The sequence below is a fragment of the Chromatiales bacterium 21-64-14 genome, assembly GCA_002255365.1.
GTDB lineage: Bacteria > Pseudomonadota > Gammaproteobacteria > 21-64-14 > 21-64-14 > 21-64-14.
In genome coordinates, this window is record NCBI01000002.1 from 20,492 (window position 1) to 36,189 (window position 15,698).

The 15,698-nt window shown below is 63.6% G+C and carries 12 protein-coding genes; 3 read left to right on the forward strand and 9 right to left on the reverse strand.

All coding sequences use genetic code 11. The features are described 5' to 3' along the window. Positions 1-59 precede the first annotated feature (59 nt). The 3 genes from B7Z66_02250 to B7Z66_02260 form a co-directional block, all read right to left on the reverse strand. Complete coding sequence (locus B7Z66_02250; protein ID OYV77835.1) at positions 60-2,906, reverse strand: hypothetical protein; 2,847 nt, start codon at positions 2,904-2,906, stop codon at positions 60-62. Positions 2,907-3,416: 510 nt separating this feature from the next. Further along, the gene (locus tag B7Z66_02255; protein OYV77946.1) at positions 3,417-3,785 is read right to left on the reverse strand and encodes a hypothetical protein; all 369 of its coding nucleotides are present in this window, start codon (positions 3,783-3,785) and stop codon (positions 3,417-3,419) included. A gap of 19 nt (positions 3,786-3,804) precedes the next feature. Continuing rightward, the gene (locus B7Z66_02260; protein ID OYV77836.1) at positions 3,805-4,530 is read right to left on the reverse strand and encodes a Rossman fold protein, TIGR00730 family; all 726 of its coding nucleotides are present in this window, start codon (positions 4,528-4,530) and stop codon (positions 3,805-3,807) included. A gap of 175 nt (positions 4,531-4,705) precedes the next feature. On the opposite strand from B7Z66_02260, the gene B7Z66_02265 reads away from it, so the two are divergent. Next, on the forward strand, positions 4,706-7,423 hold the full coding sequence (locus B7Z66_02265) for a DNA polymerase I (GenBank protein ID OYV77837.1): 2,718 nt from the start codon (positions 4,706-4,708) through the stop codon (positions 7,421-7,423). Positions 7,424-7,973: 550 nt separating this feature from the next. On the opposite strand, the gene B7Z66_02270 is transcribed toward B7Z66_02265, so the two are convergent. The 6 genes from B7Z66_02270 to B7Z66_02295 all read right to left on the reverse strand — a co-directional run bounded on the left by B7Z66_02270 (position 7,974) and on the right by B7Z66_02295 (position 13,528). Beyond that, positions 7,974-8,588: an NADH-quinone oxidoreductase subunit F gene (locus B7Z66_02270; GenBank protein ID OYV77838.1), complete on the reverse strand. Its 615-nt coding sequence runs from the start codon at positions 8,586-8,588 to the stop codon at positions 7,974-7,976. Between the two features lie 331 nt (positions 8,589-8,919). Next, positions 8,920-9,972, reverse strand: coding sequence for an anthranilate phosphoribosyltransferase (locus B7Z66_02275; protein ID OYV77839.1), 1,053 nt, complete (start codon positions 9,970-9,972; stop codon positions 8,920-8,922). 61 nt (positions 9,973-10,033) lie between these two features. After that, positions 10,034-10,612, reverse strand: coding sequence for an anthranilate/aminodeoxychorismate synthase component II (locus tag B7Z66_02280; GenBank protein OYV77840.1), 579 nt, complete (start codon positions 10,610-10,612; stop codon positions 10,034-10,036). Between the two features lie 222 nt (positions 10,613-10,834). After that, on the reverse strand, positions 10,835-11,704 hold the full coding sequence (locus B7Z66_02285) for a hypothetical protein (GenBank protein OYV77841.1): 870 nt from the start codon (positions 11,702-11,704) through the stop codon (positions 10,835-10,837). 240 nt (positions 11,705-11,944) lie between these two features. Then, positions 11,945-12,499, reverse strand: coding sequence for an N-acetylmuramoyl-L-alanine amidase (locus B7Z66_02290; GenBank protein OYV77842.1), 555 nt, complete (start codon positions 12,497-12,499; stop codon positions 11,945-11,947). 27 nt (positions 12,500-12,526) lie between these two features. Then, positions 12,527-13,528 carry an L-histidine N(alpha)-methyltransferase gene (locus tag B7Z66_02295; GenBank protein ID OYV77843.1) on the reverse strand — a complete coding sequence of 334 codons (1,002 nt, stop codon included), beginning with the start codon at positions 13,526-13,528 and terminating at the stop codon, positions 12,527-12,529. Positions 13,529-13,623: 95 nt separating this feature from the next. Here B7Z66_02295 and B7Z66_02300 point away from each other — a divergent pair, with 95 nt between their 5' ends. Beyond that, entirely contained in the window at positions 13,624-14,403 is a 780-nt protein-coding gene (locus tag B7Z66_02300) for an ergothioneine biosynthesis protein EgtC (protein OYV77844.1), read from the forward strand. Next, entirely contained in the window at positions 14,400-15,563 is a 1,164-nt protein-coding gene (locus B7Z66_02305; protein OYV77845.1) for a hypothetical protein, read from the forward strand. The genes B7Z66_02300 and B7Z66_02305 overlap by 4 nt, the downstream gene beginning before the upstream one ends. The last annotated feature ends 135 nt before the right edge of the window (positions 15,564-15,698 follow it).

The following is a 15,698-nucleotide window of genomic DNA, read 5'->3' on the forward strand; positions in this document are numbered from 1 at the left end:
TGCTGCGGCCGCCGCTACCCAACAGGCTGCCAACGGACTCGCAAGCATGAAACATTCCGCTAGGCGATCGCCTGGCGCTGGATCTCCGCATGGGGACGGCCGACGTAGTAGCCCTGCGCATAGTCAACGCCGTAGTCCCCCAACAGTTTCAGGGTGCGGGCGTCCTCCACGTACTCAGCGATCGTCACCTTCCCGAGCGCGTGGGCAACCTGATTCAGCGACTGCACCATCGCCTGATCCACGGGGGTTCGTGCCAGGCCCTGGACAAACGAGCCGTCGATCTTGAGTTTATCCACCGGAAGGTGTTTCAGATAGGTAAACGAGCAGAACCCGGCGCCGAAGTCGTCGAGCGCAAAATGACAGCCTATTTCCTTCAAGGCGCGGATAAAGCGGACCGCAGCGGACAGGTTCGCTATGGCGGCGGTCTCGGTAATCTCGAACGTCAACCACGCCGGATCCAGCTGCGTATCGCGCAACATATCACGAATCAGTGGCAACAGGGCGTCGTCCTCAAACGCGCGCCCCGATAAATTGATCGAGAAGCAGACCGCCATTCCCGAGGCCCGCAGTTCCGCAAGGCGCAGGATCGCCTTGCGGGCCATCCACCGGTCCACGCTGTGGATCAGCCCGAACCGCTCTGCGGCCGGCATGAAGCCGCCAGGCAGGATGATCTGCCCATCGTCGCAGACCATGCGCATCAGGACTTCGTAGTCGTGCACATGGCCGTCGGAGATCGATACAATCGGCTGAAAGACCATCTGGAAACGATCGTTTTCCAGCATGTCCCGGACGCGTGCCGCCCAGCCCATGTCCTCCGCCATACCTGCCTTGTCACGATCCGCAGGGTCATAGAGATTTACGCGGTTGCGGCCTTGGGCCTTCGCGATATTGCAGGCGATATCAGCATGCGACAATACCTCGTCCGCGGACTGTGCGCTCTCACTCACGAGCGCGATTCCAACGCTACAGGTTACGTTGAACGAATTTCCACCTTCCAGGAACTTATATTGCTCGAGCAGCGAGCGTATATTTTCCGCCGCGCGCAACGCGTTCGCCCGGTCAATGTTGTCGAGTAGCAGGGTAAATTCGTCCCCCCCGAAACGCGCAAAGACGTCCCCATCGCGGACATGAGATGCGATGAGTGCGCTGATCTCCACCAGCAGCCGATCTCCGGCCGCGTGACCCAGGGTATCGTTGATGTATTTGAACTGGTCCAGGTCCACATAAAACACGGCGCAGGTGGCACCGCTGCGTGCAACCCGAGCCACCAGGCGTTCAAGTTCTTGCTGAAAGAAATGCCGGTTGAACAGGCCGGTAAGCGAATCGTGTTCCGCTTGGTAGGTCAGCTGCCGCTCGAAGGCCTTCTGTTCGGTGATGTCCCGCGCGGTCCCCGTGATGCGGACCACGGCACCGGATTCGTCGAGTAGTGGCTTCGCGTTGAAGCTCAGGTAATGGGGTTTCCCATTGCGGTCCAGATGTACGGTCTCGTAGTGTACCCATTCCCGGCCGAGCAGGATGTCGCGGAACGCGGTCGCGTCCTGGTGCTCCCGATCGGGAACTTGGAATTCTCGCACCGCCCGCCCTACCATTTCCTCCGGGCTGTAGCCGTAGATGGTCCACGCCGCACGGTTCAGGTAGGTCCAACGGCATTCCGGGTCCATGCTCCACACCAGATCGTGTGCGGTTTCCACCAGATCGCGGTAACGGGCCTCGGCTTCGGTCAGCTCACCCTCGGCCGCCTTACGTTCGGAGATATCGGCAACCAGGCAGGTATACATGGGCAGGCCGCTGACAACCATCCGGCTGACCCGCACCGACATCGGGATTGGATGTCCCCCGCGATGCATCCCTTCCACATCCTGCTCACCCTCCACCACGCGCGGTACCCCTGCGTCGGTGGACAGAGTCGGCAACAACGCTGCGAGCGGACGTCCGCGGATGTCCTGCGCGCTATAGCCGAAGAGCTGCTCCGCGGCCGCGTTGAATGTGTCGATGCGGCCGTGGCCGTCCACCACGATAATTCCTTCCGCCGCGGTATCCACCACCGCGCGCATATGGGACTCCTGGTCACCCAGGCGCTGGAACAGGCGCCCCAACATCTGAGTCATATAGCCGATCTCATCGCTGGAGTGCGGCCGCACATCGGCGAGTTCGGCATGCGTCGATGCGCCGCTGCGCCCGAGCATCTCCTGCACCGGAGCCAACGCCTGTGTCATGCCACGGATGGCCAAGGTGGTGATCAATCCCGTGACCAGCACCAAGCCGCCCCAGACCGCCAAGTCCTCTATGGTGGCACTGCCGGTGCGCAAGTAGTGGTACTGGAGCAGGATCGCATAGGACAGGAACGGCACGAATCCCGCTACCAGTATCAGCTTGGACTTGATGCTGACATGGACCTGATGCAGGCCCAGAACGGCCACCAAGGTCCCCAGCCGATCCAGGGCGAGCAAGAACAGCGGCACTCCGACGAGCACTGCAGCAGAGAGTTGCAACAGGAGAAACTGGGCGATGCGGAACGGCTCGGCGTACAACAGGTCCCCGCGGATGGAAAGGGCATATACGGGTACCAGCAGGAGCGAGTAGATAAGGAAAAGTACCCAGTACTGGCGGTGAAACCCGAGCAGGCGACGGTGCAGGGAATCGGGTGTCTGACGGCCACCCGGATTCAGGGCAAGCCAGCCGAACAGAGGCGCCAGGAAAAGCCGCATACGGTAACCGGCCAAGGCGCACATCAGGACCACGAACGCCGGTAATGTACCCGCCGCGACAGCGGTCTTCACCTGTTCTGGATCCGTAAGGCCGAACAGTAATGCGCCGCCGATGCCCGCAATCGGGACCAAGGCAAACGCCACGACGACCAGGATGACCAAACCGTCGCGGGTACGCCTCAGATACTCATCCGGCATGATCAGGAGACCGCAGCTTCCGCAGAAGGATACATGGCCCGGGGAACCGCCACCGCGGATCGGGCACCGAGGCCGACGACCGTGGTTCGCACAAAGTCATGTGCCTCTATAATTGCAAAAAGCTGTGGATATTACCAGCGCATTCACCCATGGCACCAAGGCACTGCAGAATCGGAAAAATGGACCGCTCTCCCACCAGCGCAGTAGATCAGTCCTAAGTCCGACAGATGCCTAGGGAACCGAGGGGATCTGGCGGGTCTCGCTGCGATCCACCGTGGTGTGACCCGTGGATTACAGGGGCCGCGGGAGGAGAAACAGCGCCGCGGCGGCGCCGGATCGGATGCCACGGGGGCGAGTCTGCCCAAACCTACGCGCCGGAACGGTAGCTAAAGAAGATCAGTCATAACCGGTTCAATGGCGCCCGACCGTGACACGGGGGCGCGGGCGCGTCAGTCGCGGCGACCGGCCCGCTTCAGCCAGTGACGACGGTCCGCGGCGCCCCCGAGCCCGTCACCACCGGAACAGGACCCACTGAGGCACCATGATTTTGGGATTCAGATGACTCATGCGTGCGTCGAGATGACCGTCTCCGGTAGTATCCACCAAGTAATAGGGTGGACCGAATTTCGGGATGATTTTAACCATGTAGAGCTGCCCGTTGATTCGGTACTCCTCGACCTCGCGCCCCTTTTCATGGCGGATGGTCACCCGTGGTTGCAGGGCGGAACGATCCGCGTTCGGGTTTGGTACGGCCGGTCCCGGCGCCGGGACACGGGCCGGGAGAGGGGGCGGTGGTAACGGCGCCGCCCCGAATATCGGCGCCGCTCCGAAGCTCGGCGCCGCGCACAGCCAGAGTGCCAGTATCCACGATCCGCGCATGTTATTGCTCATGATGTCCCTATAGCTCCAGGAGCATCTCCTGCTCCCGGGCGGAAGGCTCAAAGCCCCGATGCTCGTAGTGCTGGAAGATCGCATCCACGACCTCTTGGGGCTCGTTGACTACGTGGAACAGCTTCAGGTCATCCGCGCTGATAGTATTCTCGGACACCAGGGTAGCCTCGAACCAACGCAGCAGACCGTCCCAGAACGGACGGTTGACCAGGATAATGGGGATACGGCGGGTCTTCCCGGTCTGCACCAGGGTCAGGATCTCCGCCAGCTCGTCCAGGGTTCCGAACCCACCCGGCAGCACAACGTAGGCCGATGCGTATTTGACGAACATCACCTTGCGCGAGAAGAAATGCCGGAAGTGCAGCGAGATGTCCTGGTAGGGGTTGGCCTTCTGCTCATGGGGTAGCCGGATGTTGAGTCCGATGCTCGGTGAACGGCCGGCGAATGCGCCCTTGTTCGCGGCTTCCATGACCCCTGGCCCGCCGCCGCTCACCACGGAGAAGCCCGCGTCCGACAACACCCGGGCGATATTCTCCGCGAGCTCGTAGTAGGGGTGCCCAGGCGGCGTCCGTGAGGAACCAAAGATGCTTACAGAAGGCTTGATACGCGCAAGTCGTTCGAAACCCTCCACGAACTCGGCCATGATCTGAAAGATCTTCCACGACTCCCGTGTGAGCAGGGTGTCGTCGATGGGCATCAAACCGGGGTGGGCAGCTTTGCTATGTTCGTCCATAATCCCTGTCAGCGGCAGAGGGGGTTCCCTTGGGCCCGCGTCCCGATATTCGCGGGCTGACCGTATTCTTGTATCACATTTCGGCGTCGGAAACACCCGGGCGGGAGCGGCGTCGCGTCCCCATGTTTTGGCGGCGCATACAGGTTTTCGGCATACACCGGACACCCTTGAACCCATGACTACATCACCATCCGATCCCTTGGTCCTGGTAGACGGCTCCTCCTATCTGTACCGGGCCTTTCACGCCCTTCCGCCCCTCACCAACTCCCGGGGGGAACCCACCGGCGCGGTCTATGGCGTGGCCAACATGCTGCGCAAACTCCACAATGACTCCGGCGCCCGTCACATGGCCGTGGTATTCGACGCCAAGGGCAAAACCTTCCGCGACACCCTGTTCGAGCAGTACAAAGCGAATCGGCCGCCGATGCCGGACGATCTACGGCGCCAGGTCGAACCGCTGCTTGAACTCGTGGAAGCGATGGGATTTCCGGTATTGGTAGTCGCCGGAGTGGAGGCGGATGACGTCATCGGGACCCTCGCCACGCAGGCGGCTTTCCAGGGGATGCCGGTACTGATCTCCACCGGGGACAAGGACATGGCGCAGCTGGTCAATGAGCGCACTACCCTGGTGAATACCATGACTGGGACGGTGCTGGACCGGGACGGCGTAATCTCCAAATTCGGGGTCGCGCCAGAACGGATCGTGGACCTGCTGGCCCTGATGGGGGACAGCTCCGACAACATCCCCGGAATACCGAAGGTCGGACCGAAGACCGCGGCCAAGTGGTTAACGGAATTCGGCTCCCTGGACGAAGTGGTGGCCCATGCCGACACCATCCCGGGCAAGGTGGGTGAAAGCCTGCGCCAGTATCTGGACCAGCTGCCTCTGGCCCACGAGCTGGCCACGATCCGCACCGACCTGAAGCTCGATGTGCAGCCCGCCGACCTCACGGTGCGCACGGTAGACCCCAGCCGCTTGCGGGAGTGCCTGGCCGACTTGGAATTCCACCGCTGGATCGAGCAACTCGCTCCGCCGCAACCTACCGACCCCGCACATCGTAGTGAAGCTGACGCCGCTCGGAGGCCGATGCACTACGAGATCGTCCTGGAAGCGGCGGCGCTGGACCGCTGGGTGGAGCGCCTGGAGCGCGCGGTGTTGTTCGCCTTCGACACCGAGACCACAAGCCTGAACTATATGGTCGCCGAGCTGGTGGGTGTGTCTTTCTCCGTGGAACCCGATACGGCGGCCTACGTTCCGCTGGCCCATGACTACGCGGGCGCCCCGGTGCAGCTGGACCGGGAAGTAGTCCTGAAACGGTTGCGGCCGCTGCTGGAGGATCCAGAGCGCGCCAAGTTAGGACAGAACCTCAAGTACGACATGAGCGTATTGGCGCGGTACCAGATCAATCTCCAGGGCGTGCGGTTTGACACGATGCTGGAGTCCTACGTCCTCGACAGCACCCGCCCGGGACACGACATGGACAGCTTGGCCATGAAATTCCTCGGGCACAGGACGATCCACTACGAGGATGTCGCGGGCAAGGGTGCCCATCAGATCGGCTTTGCGCAGGTCCCCATCGAACAGGCCGGGCCCTATGCGGCGGAAGACGCGGACATCACCCTGCGCCTGCACCAAACCCTCTGGCCGCGGTTGCAGGAGACACCGTCGCTACTGCGCCTCTTCGAGGAAATCGAGATGCCGCTGGTGCCGGTGCTCTCGCGCATCGAACGCGCCGGGGTGCTAGTGGACTGCGAGATGCTCCGCCGGCACAGCGGCGAACTGGCGCAGCGTCTTGCGGCACTGGAACGGGAGGTATACGAGAGCGCGGGGGAAACCTTCAACCTGGGCTCTCCCAAGCAGTTGCAGGAGGTCCTGTTCAGCAAGATGGGACTCCCCGTCCTGCAAAAGACCCCGGGCGGCCAGCCGTCCACGGCGGAGCCGGTATTGCAGGAACTGGCCCTGGATTATCCGCTGCCACGCCTGATCCTCGAGTACCGGGGCCTGAGCAAACTCAAGTCCACCTATACCGACCGACTGCCGGAACAGGTGAACCCCGGGACTGGGCGGGTGCATACCTCCTACCATCAAGCGGTGGCCGCCACCGGGCGGCTGTCCTCCTCGGATCCGAATCTTCAAAACATCCCGGTGCGCACCGCGGAAGGCCGGCGCATCCGGCAGGCCTTCGTGGCGCCCGCCGGCCTCCGGATCGTGGCTGCCGATTACTCCCAGATCGAACTGCGCATCATGGCCCACCTCTCCCGGGACAGCGGCCTGTTGAGCGCGTTCGCGGCAGGGGCGGACATCCACCGCGCCACCGCCTCGGAGGTGTTCGGCGTCCCGCCGGCGCAGGTCAGCGACGACCAGCGCCGTTCCGCCAAGGCGATCAACTTCGGCTTGATCTATGGGATGTCGGCCTTCGGTCTGGCACGGCAGCTTGGGATCGACCGCGGGGCCGCCCAGCAGTACGTGGACCGCTACTTCGCGCGCTATCCCCAGGTGAAGGAGTTCATGGATCTGACCCGGGAGCAGGCGCGGACCCTCGGGTACGTGGAGACCCTGTTCGGCCGTCGATTGTATCTGCCGGAAATACGCTCCCGGAATCAACAACGCCAACGGGCCGCGGAACGCACCGCCATCAACGCCCCGATGCAGGGCACCGCCGCGGACATCATCAAGCGTGCCATGATCCGCGTGGACCGCTGGCTTCAGGAATGCCGGATACCCGCCCGCATGGTCATGCAGGTTCACGACGAGCTGGTGTTCGAGGTACCGGAGGATCAGGTGGAACCAACGATCGCCGGGGTTCGCCAACACATGGCCGAGGCGGCGCAACTTTTGGTCCCACTGGTGGTCGATATCGGGGTCGGTGACAACTGGGACGAGGCCCACTGACCCGAATGGCGCTTGCTTCATCTCGGTCGCTCATGCGGCGTTGCGGCCCCTGCTGCGGTGTTAATTACTGGGTGTAAACCGCGCTCCTCACAGGGCCCGCGCCTTGCCTGAACGCCCGATCTGCGATTGTGAGATAGGTTCTAGATGGGCCGTACACTAAGCGCCATTCACGCTAGCCCCGTTTCGCACCGATATTCGTCGCGAGCGCATGAAGACGTAACCGACCCTACGTCGCGGCGAAATACGCCCCACCCTGGCGAGTGCGGCAGCGGCCACAGTAGACGACCGGTAAGATACGCGGGCGGGCCAGTGCGGGTAAGAAAAAAGGGCGCTTACGCGCCCTTTTCAATAGGCCTGGCAATCTATCAGTGCTTCGCAACCACGGAGGGCCCCACCGGTCTACATGTAGGCACACACCTCCCGCTTCGGTTCGCAGACCGCGAACCTACTGCTGGGCTTTTCTACGGTGTACTTACGTTGAGTACACCACACACCCACCGGGCTCAACGCCGAGCGTAACGGTCTCCGTCCCGGGGGGCTGGATCCCGGGTCAAATGAACAGCGTGACGCTGGCCGTCTGTGCGGTGGGCAGGAAGGAAGCCGCACCCACGTAGTCCTGCACCTCCGGAATGAACTGGGCCCGATTGTAGCCGAACAACTCCACCGTCATCTGACAGGCGATCAGTTTGACGTCCGCCTCAATGCACAGGTCCCGCAGTTCGGTCACGGTTGCGACACCGGTGTTCTTGATGGTCTTCTTCATCAGGGCGGTCGCAACCTTCTCAAAACCGGGGATGTTGGCCATCAGCACATTCGGCATGTTCCAGTTGATGTTCTTGAACCACTTGGGGCCGAACGGCATCTTCATGGGCATGGCGGGGTTGCCCAGGGGACTAATGTTGCCGTTGTAGTCCTTCAGGAGCAGGGATAGCCCGTAGAAGGTGCAGAATATGGAGACGTCCCAGCCCAATGCGGATGCCGTAGAGGCCAGGATGAACGGGGGATAGGCCCAGTCCAGGGTGCCTTTGGTAGCCACAATGGCCATGGACGGGGTTTTGCTGGACTCGATCTCCTCCAGCTTCTTTGGCAACATCTCGTCGAGACGCTTGCTGATCAGTTCATCCAGCCGGCCATTCAGCTTTTCCACCAGCTGGTCGGCCTGCATGTTTTCTGCGGTCGTTGACATGTGGCGCTCCTCCTTCGTGAGTCTGGTCTATTTGATTTCCGGTGTTACGGTCTCACTCGGTCCAGGCCTTGACGGCGGAAGCAAACCCGCGTTCCCTCCCGATGCGCCCTCCACCGGGAAAGCTGAGGCCAAGGTAGATTCCGCCATCTCGCATTATACGATCGAGCCGAAAACGGGTCAACCGCCGGGGCCCACAAATATGCCGGGAGGTCCGGCATGAAGTCATTGTTTTACCATTTATTTTTGGTACTTAATTGAGGCATCCAGGCCGGACCCACGGTCTGGAGTCAAGAATGTCACGCAACCCCTATCAATAGCCGCCGGGTCCGCCTTGTTTCGGTGGGGTGACCGGTGGGCCGCCAAACCCCACCAGGGACGCGAGCACCCGTTTGGCTGCGCCGGAAGCCAACGCGGTAAAAGCAAGCGCTACGCCAGCATCCACGCTGGCGGCGAGTTCCGCCACATACAAGGCAGCGCCGGCGTTGAGGGCCACAATGTCACGGGCTGGGCCGGGCCGGTCCTCCAGTACCTCCCGGATCCGGGCCAAACTCTCCCGACGGTCGCGCACGACCAAGGCCCCGGTGTCCGCCGGCCGGATACCGAACTGCTCCGGGTGCAGCCGGTAGGTACTGACCCGACCGTCGCGCAACTCGGCCACCTGGGTCGAGCCGCTGATGCTGATCTCGTCCATGCCGTCGTCCCCATGCACGACCAGGACCCGGCGGCTCCCTAGTCGCCTCAGGACCTGGGCCATGGGCTCCAGCCATTCCGGGCTGAATACCCCCACCACCTGATACGGTGCTCCAGCCGGGTTGGTGAGTGGTCCCAAGAGATTGAACAGGGTCCGGATCCCCACTTCCCGGCGCACCCCCACCGCGTGCCTCATGGCACCGTGGTGGCGCGGCGCGAACAAGAAGCCTACGCCCACCTCCCGGATACAACGCGCCACCTCGCCGGGCTCCAGATCGAGGGGCACACCTGCGAGCTCCAGCACGTCAGCACTCCCGCTGCGGCTGGACACCGAGCGGTTGCCGTGCTTGGCCACATGGGCCCCAGCGGCGGCGGCCACCAGCGCACTCGCTGTCGAGATATTGAACGTCCCGGTGCAATCGCCGCCGGTGCCGCAGGTATCCACCAGATGCGGGAGGTCCACTTCCACCCGGGTCGCCAGCGAGCGCATCACCTGCGCCGCGGCGGTGATCTCTTCCACGGTCTCTCCCTTTAACCGCAAGCCGACCAGAAACGCCCCGATCTGGGCGGGAGTGGCAACACCGGTCATGATGCCACTCATGACCTCGGCCATTTCCTCCGCGCTCAGGTCGCGGCGATCTACCACCGCCTGAATGGCCTCCTGCAGATTCATCGGGGTTGGGCGCTCAAGGATCAGGATCCGGGATTCGACTTCGGGCCGGCGGGCGAGCCGGCTACGGATGCAGGAAACGACGCAGCAAGTCGTGGCCGTGCTGGGTCAGGATTGATTCCGGGTGAAACTGTACCCCCTCCACCGCGAGTTCGCGATGGCGCAACCCCATAATCTCCCCGGTACCACCGCTGGTGTTTTCGGTCCAGGCGGTTACCTCCAGTCCGTCAGGCAGGCCCTCCCGTTCCACCACCAGGGAGTGGTAGCGGGTGGCCGGGAACGGACTGGGCAACGCCTGGAACACGCCAGTACCGTGGTGATGGATCAAGGAGGTCTTCCCGTGCATGATGGCCTGCGCATGACCTATGCGGCCACCAAACGCCTGGCCAATACACTGATGCCCCAGGCATACCCCGAGTATCGGAACCCGCCCCGCGAACCGGCGGATCAACTCCACCGAAATCCCGGCCTGGTCCGGGGCACAGGGGCCCGGCGAAATCACAATGTGATCCGGCGCCAGCGCCTCCACCTGGTCCAGCCCGATCTGGTCGTTGCGGAACACGCGCACGTCTTCCCCCAACTCCCCCAGGTACTGAACCAGGTTATAGGTGAAGGAATCGTAGTTGTCGATCATCAGCAGCATCGAACACCCAACACGTTGTTGTCTGGATCCGGTATATGGTGCAGCCTTGGGTGCGGACCGCGGGACCCGCCCGGGAGGAGGCCCCTGGCCGGATGCTGGGAAAATGGGTACCCGGCGTTTTCCGGCTCGCTGTGCCGCGGCCCCGCCTTACTGGCTTACTAAATTTCCAAACGCCTGCGGGTCCGGGAAATGACGCCCGGCCAACCGTTCGTCCGCGACCTGTTAGCCGGTCCATCCCGCCAGGGTGAGCAGCGCCAGCACCGTCAGCCAGATCAGGAGTGCGCGGCGCACCAGCCGCAACCCGTTGGCAAGATCCGCCGGCTCCACCCCTGCCGGCTGGTCCGCATCCAGATCCAAGGCGCCGAAACCCGAATATATCAAAGTACCGGGCGCAGACACGGGCACGCCCTCGTGCTGGGATTCCGACGCGCGGCGCCAGCCGTGATAAGCGCCGTCGAAGCTGCCGGAAAGCGCGTAGCCCAGGACCAGCAACCGTGCCGGAATCCACGCCAGGAGCTCGTAAAAAAACCCCGCCGCGGCCTGGTAGCCGGCTCCGACGTGGCGCTCATTCTGGTCCTGCAGCAAGGCCGCCATACGGAACACGGCAGCCCCCGCGGCCCCCAGGAGGACGAACCAAAAGAACACCCCGAAGACCCGCTCGTTAGCCTGCTCCAGCACACCGCCGAGCAGCGCCCGATCCCGCTGTGCCGGATCGGTGGGCACTGCGCCACTCAGGAACGCCTCCGCGAGATGCTGCGCCCGGGCCTCGTCCCCCACTTCCCGCGCGTCCAGGTAAGACTGCACATCACCTTCCAGGTCGCGCGGTCCGATGCAGTACACCAGGACCCCGATTGCGAAGACAAACCCCGGCAACCCGAACAGGACGGTCCCCAACAATGCCTGCAGCAGCACGACCACGGTCAGCGCCGGTACCAGTACCAATGCCACCGTCGCGGGCCCGCCCCAGTCGCTACCGAAACGCTCGCGCATTTCGTCCGCGTAACGGAGAAACCAGCCCGGCTGGCGCAGTTCCTGGAGGTGGCCCAGAAAATACTCCAAAACCAGTACGATCAGGATCGCAATCAGTTTCATGGGTATTGACTCGCGGTATCCCTGGCCGGTTGCTGTCGCGATGCGGACTCCACCGGCAACGCCCCTCGAGACAAGGCGGACGGGGCGGGATGGGGCCGCGCCGCCGCGGGTGTGGAGGCCCCTTCCCGATGCATTCTGCCAACTCGCCGGCACAAATGCCACGGCACACCTTGCGGGGCGCGCTGGCTTGGAACCGCGCCGACCTCCTCAAGGGGCCTGACCACCGCTCCGGACCGCAACCTACGGGGCCCCCAACCGGGCGTGCAGGCGGGCCCAGTCGAACGCCGGGCCCGGGTCGGTCTTTCTACCCGGCGCGATGTGCGAGTGGCCCACGATCCGGTCACGCCCGATGCCCGGGAAGGCCGCCATCAATGCCCCTATCACCGCGGCCAAGCGCTCGTACTGAACGTCCTCGTAGGGAGTCCGGTCGTCGCCTTCCAGCTCGATGCCAATGGAAAAGTCATTGCAGCGCCGGCGCCCTTCATGGCACGACTCGCCCGCATGCCATGCGCGCAGGTGAAACGGCACGTACTGCACCAGCGTGCCATCGCGCCGGATCAGCAGGTGGGCCGAGACGGTAAGGCCCGCGATCTCCTGGAAATAGGCGTGCCGCTCCGGGGGTAGGCAGTTGCAGAACAGGGCGTCGATCCAGGGCCCACCGAACTCGCCGGGGGGCAGGCTGATGCCGTGGACCACGATCAGGTCGATGGCAGTATCCGGCGGCCGCGCGTCGCAATTGGGCGACGGCAGCCGACGCGCCGTGTCGATCCACCAGCCCTGGGGGTCTACCCGCACGGGTGCCGCAGATCGCGTATCGGCATATCAGCCGGGTCGCGCCAGCACCAGGGAGAAATAGCCGTCCGATGGCTCGAAATGTCCCTCGGTGTCCAGACCCGCCGCCTCCAGGAGGGCCCCCAGGGACGCCGGGGTGAATTTGCAGCTGATCTCGGTGAGGATGCGCTCCTCCCGCTCCAGATCGATCCGGCACTCGAGCTTCCCGATCCGCACGCGCTGCGGCGCGGTGGCTACCAGGTACATCTCCATCCGCTGGTGGTCCTCGTGATACACGGCCTCATGGCGAAAGGCGGCCACTGCGAAGTCCGCATCCAGCTCTCGATTCAGGACATGGAGCACGTTGCGGTTGAACTCCGCGGTGATCCCCTGGGCATCGTTGTAAGCCGCTCGCAGCACCGCCGGATCCTTGACACGGTCTACCCCAAGCAACAGCCGGTCGGCCGGGGTCATGATGGCGCGCAACTCACGCAGCAGATCCACGGCCTCGGCAGGGGTAAAATTGCCAATGGTACCTCCGAGGAACACGAACAGGCGACTGCCGTCCAGTTTCGGTAAATAACGGAACCCACCGGAATAATCACCGAGCAACGGGTTGACTGTCAGCCACGCGTAGCGCTCGGACAGGTGGGCACCGGCATCCAGCAGCATCTCCTCGCACACGTCGAACGGCCAGTAATCCGGTGTGTGGGGCGCGTGCTCGCACGCCCCGAGCAGGTGGCGCGTCTTGCGCGAGGTGCCGCTGCCCAGTTCCAGGATATGGGAGGGTCGGGCCAGCTTAATGATATCCACGGCATGGCGCCGCAGCAGTTCATCTTCGATCCGGGTGGGGTAGTACTCCGGCGTGTGGCAGATGGCATCGAACAGCCGTGATCCACGTTCGTCGTAGAAGTACTTGGGGGGCAGACTGCGCGGACGGTGCAGCAAGCCGCGCCGGGCATCCGCCGCCAAGCCCGGCACGGGCCGTGCCGGGGTGATCACGCGGCAACGCAGCGCCCCGGAACCCGTTTCTGAGCCAGCGGCGGTCTCCATATTCCAACCTCCCGCAGATGTGCCATTCCTCCGGACATAGGCTAACATCCTCAACTTGGAGTTTGTACCGGCGCCATCCCGCGGGAGGAACCACCATGTGCCGCCTGGCCGCCTACATCGGCCCGGAGATCCGCCTGCAGGAATTCCTGCTGGAACCGAGCCATGGGCTCGTGGAGCAGGCCTGGAAACCCCGGGAGCTCCTCTATGGGAGCGCCAATGCGGACGGCTATGGGATCGGCTGGCACGATCCACAGGGACGTCCGGCGGTCTATACCAATCCACTGCCTATTTGGTCTGACGTGAATCTGGCCCACCTGGGCCGCAGCCTCTCCGAACCGCTGTGGCTCGCCATTGTGCGCAGCGCCACCGCCGGCTTCCCAGTACACCAGGCAAACACCGCCCCGTTCTACGATGAACAACTGCTCTACGCCCACAACGGTTTCATCCGGGAGTTCAGCACGCGGCTGCGTCCAATACTCTGCCAGTACCTGGCCCCGGAGATCCTGGCGGGCATTCAGGGGAATACCGACTCCGAGCATGTGTTCGCCCTGCTGCGCCACTTGGTCGCGGGCGATCCGGAGTTCGCCATCGAAGAGGCGCTGGGAGAGCTGTTCGCGCTGCTTGAGGACTGGGTGGACGAATTGCCGGCCCTGCTGAACATCACCGTAAGCGACGGCGAACGGATCTATGCGACGCGCCACGCATTCAACCATACCTGTCCGTCTCTCTACTATACGACGGACGATGAGATGTTTCCGGGTGGACAGGTGGTGGCCTCGGAGCCGCTCACCGACGGCGGATTCTGGCAGCCGGTCCCCGAACACCATCTGTTGATCCTCGACCCCGAACAACCCCCGCAACTGTTGAGCCTATGATCCGGGAAACCACCCTGGCGGCCCTGCAAGAAGCGCAGGCGCTGACCGGCGCGCTGGTGGAATCTCTGAGTGACCACGACTATCGCCACCAGTTTCACCCGGGCCTGAGCCCGCTGGGGTGGCACGTGGGTCATTGCGCATACACCGAGTCCTACTGGTTGCGGGAGGTGATCCTGAGCGACGACCGCAGCACCGCCGCGCTGCATGACCTGTACGTGCCGGAGCGGATCCCGAAGCCCCTGCGGGGCCCACGCTTGCCACCGCTGCCGCAGCTGCTGCGCTGGACCCATGACCTGCAGCGGGAAAACCTGGCGCTGCTGCGGTCTCCACCAAGAGCCATGGCACAACACCGGCTGCTGCGAAACGAATATCTACCTTGGTTCCTGATCCAGCACTACAGCCAGCATTTCGAGACCATGCAGATGATCCTGGCCCAACGTAGCGGGCAAACCCCGCCGTCCGGGAAGCTAGCGCCGGGTCACTTCGCAGCTCGGACGATCGCGGCCCGGGCAGTGGCGCTGACGAAGGGGGACTACATCATCGGCTCCGACGGGTCGCCGGCAGCCTACGACAACGAGTTGCCGTCCCACCGGGTCACAGTAGGGCCCGTGTGCATGGCGCCGCGGCTGATATCCAACGCCGAGTATCTCGGGTTCATCGACGCAGACGGTTACCGCCGCCCCGAACTATGGAGCGCCGAGGGCTGGCGCTGGCTCGGTGAACAGCCGTTGCGCCATCCGGAGTACTGGCGTGCGTCTGCCGACGGGGGCTGGTACGGCGTAGATGGTGCCGGCTACCACGACCTGTCCGCGGACGCGCCCGTGTGCGGAATCAGTCGTCATGAGGCAGTAGCGTTCGCGCGTTGGGCCGGTGCGCGCCTGCCTCACGAATACGAGTGGGAAACGGCCCAGCGGGCGGGAATCCTTGCAGATGCGGGCGCGGCCTGGGAGTGGTGCGCGAATCCGTTCCACCCCTACCCCGGATTCAAGGCCTTCCCCTACGAGGGCTACTCGACTCCCTGGTTCGACCAGGACCACTACACATTGCGCGGGGGTAGCCGGTATACCCAGGCGCCGATCCGGCGTCCGAGCTTCCGAAATTTCTATACCCCAGATTGCCGCTATTTGTTTGCGGGACTGCGGCTGGCGTTTGACGGCTAGCCCGTATTTCCCCACCGGAGTTCGTCGCGTGGGTGCCGGGCGCCAACGGGACGGGGCGTACGGATCGTAAGGCGCCGATAACCTAGCCCCCCCTACGCCACAGTGGCAGACATTCCCGCTACGCTGTCACGCGCA

What these genes read in the sequence shown, in the direction of transcription:
- B7Z66_02260 (OYV77836.1), bottom strand. Translation starts at nt 4,530, where the DNA reads ATGGACGAACATAGCAAAGCTGCCCACCCCGGTTTGATGCCCATCGAC.
- B7Z66_02305 (OYV77845.1), top strand. Translation starts at nt 14,400, where the DNA reads ATGATCCGGGAAACCACCCTGGCGGCCCTGCAAGAAGCGCAGGCGCTG.
- B7Z66_02270 (OYV77838.1), bottom strand. Translation starts at nt 8,588, where the DNA reads ATGCAGGCCGACCAGCTGGTGGAAAAGCTGAATGGCCGGCTGGATGAA.
- B7Z66_02295 (OYV77843.1), bottom strand. Translation starts at nt 13,528, where the DNA reads ATGGAGACCGCCGCTGGCTCAGAAACGGGTTCCGGGGCGCTGCGTTGC.
- B7Z66_02285 (OYV77841.1), bottom strand. Translation starts at nt 11,704, where the DNA reads ATGAAACTGATTGCGATCCTGATCGTACTGGTTTTGGAGTATTTTCTG.
- B7Z66_02300 (OYV77844.1), top strand. Translation starts at nt 13,624, where the DNA reads ATGTGCCGCCTGGCCGCCTACATCGGCCCGGAGATCCGCCTGCAGGAA.
- B7Z66_02265 (OYV77837.1), top strand. Translation starts at nt 4,706, where the DNA reads ATGACTACATCACCATCCGATCCCTTGGTCCTGGTAGACGGCTCCTCC.
- B7Z66_02280 (OYV77840.1), bottom strand. Translation starts at nt 10,612, where the DNA reads ATGCTGCTGATGATCGACAACTACGATTCCTTCACCTATAACCTGGTT.
- B7Z66_02275 (OYV77839.1), bottom strand. Translation starts at nt 9,972, where the DNA reads ATGAATCTGCAGGAGGCCATTCAGGCGGTGGTAGATCGCCGCGACCTG.
- B7Z66_02250 (OYV77835.1), bottom strand. Translation starts at nt 2,906, where the DNA reads ATGCCGGATGAGTATCTGAGGCGTACCCGCGACGGTTTGGTCATCCTG.
- B7Z66_02255 (OYV77946.1), bottom strand. Translation starts at nt 3,785, where the DNA reads ATGCGCGGATCGTGGATACTGGCACTCTGGCTGTGCGCGGCGCCGAGC.